Consider the following 7,558-nt stretch of genomic DNA (forward strand, 5'->3'; position numbering starts at 1 on the left):
AAGGAAGATAGAGAGCAGGCCTGTGGCGTTGCTGGCCTTGGAATCTACGGAGTTAGCCCAGCTATCGGGCAGCTTTATTTCAAACCAACCGAAGAAGCTCACTGCGAAAACTACGAGCAGAACGAACAAAAATATGTTGAAAACAGCGTTGGTTGAAAGCGCGTTAAGCGTGCTTGGGCCGGCGATGGAAGTAACGAGTAAGCCCAGTCCCAAGTAGATAACGATAATGCTGACGCCATAAGTGATGGCGTCCTTAATGCCCTTCTTCCTGTCGTCCTTGGCACGTTTGAGGAAGAAGCTCACCGTCATGGGGATGATAGGCCATATACACGGCATGACCAAAGCCAGCAAACCGCCGACCAAACCCATGAAGAAAATGTAGAAAAGACCGTGACTTGCGATGTCGTCAGCGCCGCCAAACTGCTTTAATTCGTCCACGACGGGCTTCCACCAAAGGTCTTTCTCGTTGGTCGTAAGTGAGGAAGAAGCGTTGTTAGCGAGGCTTGCCAAGCTGTCTGCCCGGGCCAAACTGTCGGCTCTCTGCTGCTGGGCCAGCTCGGCAATGGCCTCACCTTCCTCCATCATCTTGCCGAGATTCTCTTCTTCAACGGCCGTTTTTTTTTCCTGACTATCGGCTGCCACGGCCGGCGCCTTGCCTTTCTGCTTCAGCTCAACGGCCGTTGGAGGCAGGCAAGTTTCGTCATTACAAGAGCCATACTCCAAGTATGCCTCGATAAGATAGTTGGGTTTGGTGAATTTTATCTTCTGAACGAACTGCACATTGTGCTCAAAGTAGCGCACCTTCATGCCGAAAAGAGGGTCCATCATGGCGATTTCCTTGCCACGAGGCGTCAACTTTCCCACGAGTTCCACGCCCTCGAGCTTGTCCACATTGAATGTAGCGGAGGTTGGTCCGCCATCACCTAAGCCGGTAGAGTAGACATGCCACTTCGGCGCAATCTGCCCGGTGAAGACGATTTCGGCCATGGCTGTGCCGTTGGTCTTCAGTTGTGAGGTGAATTTCACGGGCTCAACCGTTTGTGCTTGTGCCAAAATTACTGTCATCAGTAATAAGGCCAGAGTAATCATTTTCTTCATAAAATCTATTTGGAAAAGTATTTATATGCTTTTAGTAATGCACGATGATGTTGTATATATCTTGCAAAGATACACTTTTCTATAGATGATTGCAAGCCGTAAGGTAAGTTTTTTCATCAGGTTTAGTGGCTTTTTACATATTATTATGTAAAGATTTATATCCGAAAAACGTGTCAACAAAAATCCGCCATTTAGCTTTCGGCTATGCCCTAAAAGCCCTCTTTCAGCTCTGCCCCTAAGCTCCGGCGGGTCCGAAATGCCTTCTCGCCATGCCCGCTTCATGCCTTTTAGGCTGCCGCTTTGCCGTTTTCAGCCGGTCAAAGGGCTGCTTTTGCCTTGCCGAAAGCCCACAGCCATGGGGTGAAAGCGCCGCTTTCAAATGGTCAAAAGCCTGCTTCGGCCTTGCCAAAGGCCCGCTTTGGTGGCATGGGAGGATGGTGTGTATTTGCTTGTTATTCGTAAATCGTTGATTATGAGCCATATACAAAAAGGCAGAAAACTCGTGTTTTTCCGCCTCGTTGTTTTTTATTTTCAAATAACGCAGCCATGAATGGCTTTTTGTAAAGATAATTCTGAATGAGTGAGCGCGGGCTATTTGAACTCGCTCGGCGTCACTCCAAACTGCTTCTTGAAGGCCGTTGAGAAGTACGAAAGTGAGCTGAAGCCCGTCATGTCGGATATTTCGGACACGGTGTAGGTACCCTCGCGCAGCAGTTCCGCCGCACGGTTGAGCTTGTAAGTGCGGAAAAATACGGCCGGTTTCTCGCCGGTGAGGCCCTTCATCTTGTAATAGAACTTGGTCCGCGACATGTGAAGCATTTCCGTAACGCGCATGATGTCGATCTCGGAGTTCGACAGTTCCGACTCCATCACTTCGTAAAGCTCTTTCATGAAGCGCTGGTCTTGGGGTGCCAAGGCCTTTTCTACGTCGGCGTCGGTCTGTGTTGAGCGGCTCAGCAGGGCGTGAGTTTTCTCACGGTTTTGTAGCTGCGAGTTGATGAGTGCCAGCAGGAGCTTGGGTTCAAAAGGCTTCGTGATGTAGGCGTCGGCCCCCGTGTTGAGGCCCGTTATTTGGTCTTCCACGGTGGTTTTGGCCGTTACGAGTACCATGGGGATATGACATAGCTGGTCATCGGCCTTTACCCGTCGGCAGAACTCGTAGCCATCCATGCCCGGCATGACCACGTCGCTCAGTACAAGGTTGGGGTTTTCCTCGCCCATAGCCTTGAAAGCACTCTCCGCGTCGAAGCGATAGATAATGCGATAGTAGGGCGAGAGCAGGGTTTTAAGGTAGTTTACGACGTCTGTATCGTCGTCGACCACCAGCAACAGCGGCTTTTCGTCGTTGTTGTTATCGGTGATGACGGGTTGTCTTTCGTTGATGGGGTAGCGTATTTCTTGCGTTTCGGTCTGTGGCTTGCGCTCATCCGGCGTGTAGGCTTGGTCGTTCACGGGCAATAGCAGTGTGAATACGGCGCCCTGACCGTTGTCCCGGTTGCCGGCCGTAAGGCTGCCGTGGTGTAGTTGGGCTAACTTTCGGGCGTAGTAAAGGCCTATGCCCGTGCCCCAACTCTGCGTTCCGGCGTCCTGATTGTTGAGCTGGTAGAAGCGCTGGAATATGTTTTCGAGCTCTGCTTGTGGTATTCCTTGCCCCGTATCGGCCACGATGATCTTCACAAAACCGTCGTTCGCGTCGAGCGTTACGTCGATTTGGCCGCCATGGGGCGTGAATTTCATGGCGTTGGAGAGCAGGTTGCTCACGATTTTATCGAGCTTGTCGGCGTCTACCCATGTGAGTAGGCAGTCGTCGAGGCCGTGCTTCTGCATGTTGATTCCTTTCTCTCGGGCGTTGAAAAGGAATATGTCGCATATCCTATTCATCTGCGCCGTGATGTCCATGCGCCTCACGTTGAGCTTCAGGGCGTCTTGGTCGAGCTTGCTGAAATCCATCACCTGATTCACCAGTCGCAGCATGCGCTGGATGCTATGTTGCACGATGAGCAGCAAGTGGCGGTCGTTAGAGCCGAGATTAGGGCTCTCGCTGAGCATGTTAACGGGCCCCGAGATCATCGTGAGCGGCGTTCTGAACTCATGGGAAATGTTGGCAAAGAAGCTCATGTTCATCTTGTTGACCCGTTGTTCCTGCTCTTTCTCCATCTTTTCCTGCTGCATGGCACGCTTGTCAGCCTCTATTCGCCGGCGTATTTTGAAGGTAAAATGGAGTATAATGCCCGCTATGGTGATGTAGATGAGCCATGCCCACCACGAATTGAACGGCGCCGGGGCTACATATATGTCAATCGACGCCTCGGAAATGGGCTTTTCACGGTCATTATTGGCCACTTTCACCCGGAAAGTGTAGTGTCCCGAGGGCAGATTGGCGTAGGAAGCCTCGTGGCTGGTGCCCGCATCGTTCCAATAACAGTCTATGCCTTCCATCTTATAAAAGTAGTGTACACGCTCGAACTCACTGTAATCGATGGCCGCATAGGCTATGGAGAAGCTGTTTTGATAGTGCTCTAAATGGATGTCGGGGCTGTTATCCATGCTCTTATCGATACAATCGTTGTCGTAGGCATGCACTTGTTGATTGTGAACTTTGAGCGATTGGAACACCAAAGGCAGGTTGCGGCGGGTGGTAATGTCGATGGGATTGAAGGTGGTAATGCCGTGTGTGCCGCCGAAAATGAGCGTTCCGTCGGCCAGTCGACACACGGCACGGTCGTAGAATTGGTTGCCTCCAATGCCGTCGGCGGTGTAGAATTGGGTCACTTTGCCCACGGTGCGGTCGTATTTGTTGAGTCCGTACATGGTGCTGACCCACAGATTGCCCTGCAGGTCCTCAATGATGGCCGACACGTCGGAGCACGAAATGCCGTCGATACTTTCCAAACGGCGGGTCTTGAGATTGTAATGGAGCAGTCCGTTGCTGTCGGTTCCTATCCATATCTGCCCGCTCATGTCTTGGTAAAGGTCGGTGGGAATAAAGGTGTTGCGGCGCATGCAGCGTTCCCAATCGGCCTGATTGAAGGGGAAGTCGCTCACGGTAAGGGCCTCGGGGTGGATGGCTTTGATGTCGCGCATGAAGCCCGCGGAGAGTATGCGCCCGTCTTTGAGCGCTAAAATGCTGGGCGAGAAGGATGTGGAGCCTACGGATTGCGTGCTGACAGTGGGCGAATTGGCGGCATATCGGGTAACAATGTCGCCCACACCCGTGCTCCATACGTTGCCATGGCGGTCTTGTGCCATGTCGAGTTGTAGCGTTCCGGGGTATTCATGAATAAGAGTGATGGTATTGCCGTTGGTCTTGTACTTGCGTGTTCCTACGTTTGTGGTCATCCATAGGTAGCCTTGCTTATCGACAAAGAGAAAGTAGGGCGACACGCCGTTGGGCAATGATAGGTTCACGGGTGTGACATTGTGTGACGAGAGGTCGTAGTGGAGCAGGCCACTGTGCTTGGCCAACACCCATAGATGGTTGTGTTGGTCGGTGGCAAGCGACAGAACGGGTTGCTGTCCGATGTAATCATGAAGGTGATTATTGTTGTTAAAGAGCTTGTGATCACGGTAGTTGATGATGTAACCCTCGTCGGTTGAGCCCATCCAAAGGTTGTTGCGAGAGTCGCGGAAGATACATGTGGGCCAAAACTTATCGATTTTTACGGGGAAATCGGGGCTTTCGGGATGGGTCAGCGTGTGCTTCTTACTATTATAAAGGTACATTTTGCCCGTGGCCATGGATAGGAGTATGCCGTTAGCATCGTAGGGATAGATACATAAGGGACGGTTATTACTGATGTCGGAGTTGGACCGCAGCACGTCGGGGAGCTGCTCTAATTGCCGGGTTCGGGTGTTGTACAAGGCTATTCCCGAACGCAGGCAGAGCCAAAGCATGCCGTTGTCGTCTAAGTAGTTAACGTTGGAGTCGGAACTATAGAACGGTAAGTTCTCGTAAGCTATGTTTCGGAAGTTACTATTGAACCCATAGAGCCCGTTCTCGGTGGTTACCCATAGGTTATCTCCCTTGTCTATGATGAGCCGAATGAAGGTTCCTTTGATTTGATCGGCGTCGATGGCCGTCTCAAAGCGGTGCTTCTCCGTGTTGAAAACCATCACCCGGCGTGAGTTACACACGAAAATGCGGCCCTTACTGTCCTCTGCGAGGTTGTTACAGTTGCCCACCTCCTGCTCGAAAGGTATGCGCACGAAGTTATCTTGGTCCGTTCTGCGACACACGCCGTTGAGACATGCCACCCACAGTTGGGCCTGATGGTCGACGAGAAGGTCGCGAACTTGGTTGTCGGGCAGCCCCATGCTGTCGTCATTACAGAAGTATTGTTGGTATTGATGGCCGTCAAACTTGTTCAAACCTCTAAACGTTCCTATCCAAATGTGGCCCTTGCTGTCCTCGGCAAAGGCGTTGATGTGGTGGTTGGAGATGTTGTCGGCGATGATAGGATTGCGTTTTTGCTCTTTACTATTGGGCGAATGATGGCCTCCGCAGGCCGCAAGAAAAAGGAGAAGGCAAAGTGTTGTCAGGTAAAGACCGGTGACTTTAGGAAATGTTTTCATTACGTTAAAGTTGGTTTCTTGTTCAAAGTTAGTCATAAAAATGTAATAAACTATGGCTTTTTGGCCTATTTTGAACAAATCAGAAAATATTTGAACATGTGTGAAAGCCCCGTTGTATAAGATTACAACATAAAAGAATGTAGGTGAAAGTGGGTGTTATGGATAGTTTATAATTTTGCGATCGTGAATCAAAGCTATCCTAATAATGAACCAACGACAATCTATTTTGAACACGAAAACCATACTCGTGGCCACTGCCATGGGACTGATGACCTATGGATGTGGTAATTTGGGCAAGGCCGTAAAGGGCTCTGCGGAGAATGTTTCTGAAGTAATTACCGACTCAACGGTCGTTGTGACCGCTGTGGAACAAGGCCAAATAGCCGGCTATCAGACCATGGGAGTCAATATATTTAAAGGAGTGCCCTATGCAAAGGCCGACCGTTTCATGCCTCCTACGGCTCCTGATGGCTGGAAAGGCATACGAAGTTGCAGGGCATACGGGCCTACTTGTCCGCAAGGAGCACGCTCCGGATGGGAGAACGATGAGGCTTCGTTCGCCTTCGATTGGGACGATGGCCATGCGGGAGAGGACTGCCTGCGGCTGAATATATGGACGCAAGGATTGTCGGATAATAAGAAGCGCCCCGTTATGGTGTGGTTCCATGGTGGTGGTTTTGCCGCCGGTTCGGGACAAGAGTTGCCTTCCTACGATGGAACTAACTTGGCAAAAGACGGCGATGTGGTCGTTGTGACGGTCAATCATCGGTTGAATGTATTAGGTTTTCTTGACTTATCAGCCTTTGGTGAGCGCTATGCGAAGTCGGGAAATGTAGGTATGCTCGACCTCGTGGAGTCGCTTCGGTGGATCAAGGAGAATGTAGAGAGCTTCGGAGGTGACCCTGATAACATTACCATTTTCGGCCAATCGGGTGGTGGCGGTAAAGTTTCTACCTTGTTGGCCATGCCCTCTGCCAAGGGATTATTCCATAAAGCAATCATTCAGAGTGGCTCTCAGCTCAAGTGCATGGAGCAACAATACTCCAGAAGAATCGGCACCGAAGTAGTCAAGAAGTTAGGTCTCAATGCCTCAAACATCGATCGTATAGCCGAAATTCCTTACGATAAGCTGCTCGCGGCGGGCGAAGAAGCCGTTAAAGAGGAGAAAGCCAAGGCGTTGAAGGCCGGTTGGAACGGCTTTATCTTCGGTTGGTCGCCCGTCGTCGATGGCGATTTACTGCCTCAACATCCATTTGCGCCAAGCGCGCCTGCCCAAAGCAAGGACATTCCCGTTATCATTGGGACGACGTTAAATGAGTTTTGTGCCAGCGCTTATGTGCCTGCCATGCGCAATCTTTCGGAAGATGACGTGATGAAACAAGTGGAGCAACGCTATGGGAGCTTTGCCGACGACTACTTGAAGGCCTTTAGTGAGGCCTATCCGGGCTACAAACCGGCTGATTTAATCGACGTTGATCTCATGTTCCGGCCCATGGCTTTGGAGCAAGCAAGGCTGAAAATGGCGCAGAAAGGCGCACCGGTGTACATGTATCTCTTCACATGGCAGTCGCCGGCAATGAATGGTATATGGCGCGCAGTGCACTGTATGGAGATTCCTTTTGCGTTTAATAACACGGCATTGCAGGCAGGTATGACGGGCAATGGCCCCGAAGCGCGAGCTTTGGCACGCAAAATGAGCAAGGCATGGATTAACTTTGCCAAGACGGGAAAGCCCGAAGCTGACGGCCTTCCGGCTTGGGAAGCGTATTCAGAGGGCACGGGAGCGACGATGATCTTCGATAATAAATGCGAGATTCGCCATCATCACGACGCCAAACTGATAAAGATTGCGCGGCAATGTCCGCAGAAACCGATGTAAGCAATGGGC

General features: G+C 51.0%; 4 protein-coding genes. 1 reads left to right on the forward strand and 3 read right to left on the reverse strand.

What is annotated here, in order from left to right; all coding sequences use genetic code 11:
* From VIR50_RS10740 to VIR50_RS10750, 3 genes are all read right to left on the reverse strand, one after another.
* Positions 1–1,098 (reverse strand): cytochrome c biogenesis protein CcdA (locus VIR50_RS10740; RefSeq protein WP_331935118.1); only part of this gene is annotated, 1,098 nt, incomplete at its 3' end.
* A gap of 235 nt (positions 1,099–1,333) precedes the next feature.
* Positions 1,334–1,633, reverse strand: a complete 300-nt coding sequence (locus VIR50_RS10745; RefSeq protein WP_331935119.1) for a hypothetical protein — start codon at positions 1,631–1,633, stop codon at positions 1,334–1,336.
* 56 nt (positions 1,634–1,689) lie between these two features.
* On the reverse strand, positions 1,690–5,670 hold the full coding sequence (locus VIR50_RS10750) for a hybrid sensor histidine kinase/response regulator transcription factor (protein ID WP_331935120.1): 3,981 nt from the start codon (positions 5,668–5,670) through the stop codon (positions 1,690–1,692).
* A gap of 205 nt (positions 5,671–5,875) precedes the next feature.
* Here VIR50_RS10750 and VIR50_RS10755 point away from each other — a divergent pair, with 205 nt between their 5' ends.
* Positions 5,876–7,549 carry a carboxylesterase/lipase family protein gene (locus tag VIR50_RS10755; RefSeq protein WP_331935121.1) on the forward strand — a complete coding sequence of 558 codons (1,674 nt, stop codon included), beginning with the start codon at positions 5,876–5,878 and terminating at the stop codon, positions 7,547–7,549.
* Positions 7,550–7,558 lie beyond the last annotated feature (9 nt).

The sequence above is a fragment of the Prevotella sp. genome (genome assembly GCF_036570325.1).
Taxonomy (GTDB): Bacteria; Bacteroidota; Bacteroidia; order Bacteroidales; family Bacteroidaceae; genus Prevotella.

What these genes read in the sequence shown, in the direction of transcription:
- VIR50_RS10750 (WP_331935120.1), bottom strand. Translation starts at nt 5,670, where the DNA reads ATGAAAACATTTCCTAAAGTCACCGGTCTTTACCTGACAACACTTTGC.
- VIR50_RS10755 (WP_331935121.1), top strand. Translation starts at nt 5,876, where the DNA reads ATGAACCAACGACAATCTATTTTGAACACGAAAACCATACTCGTGGCC.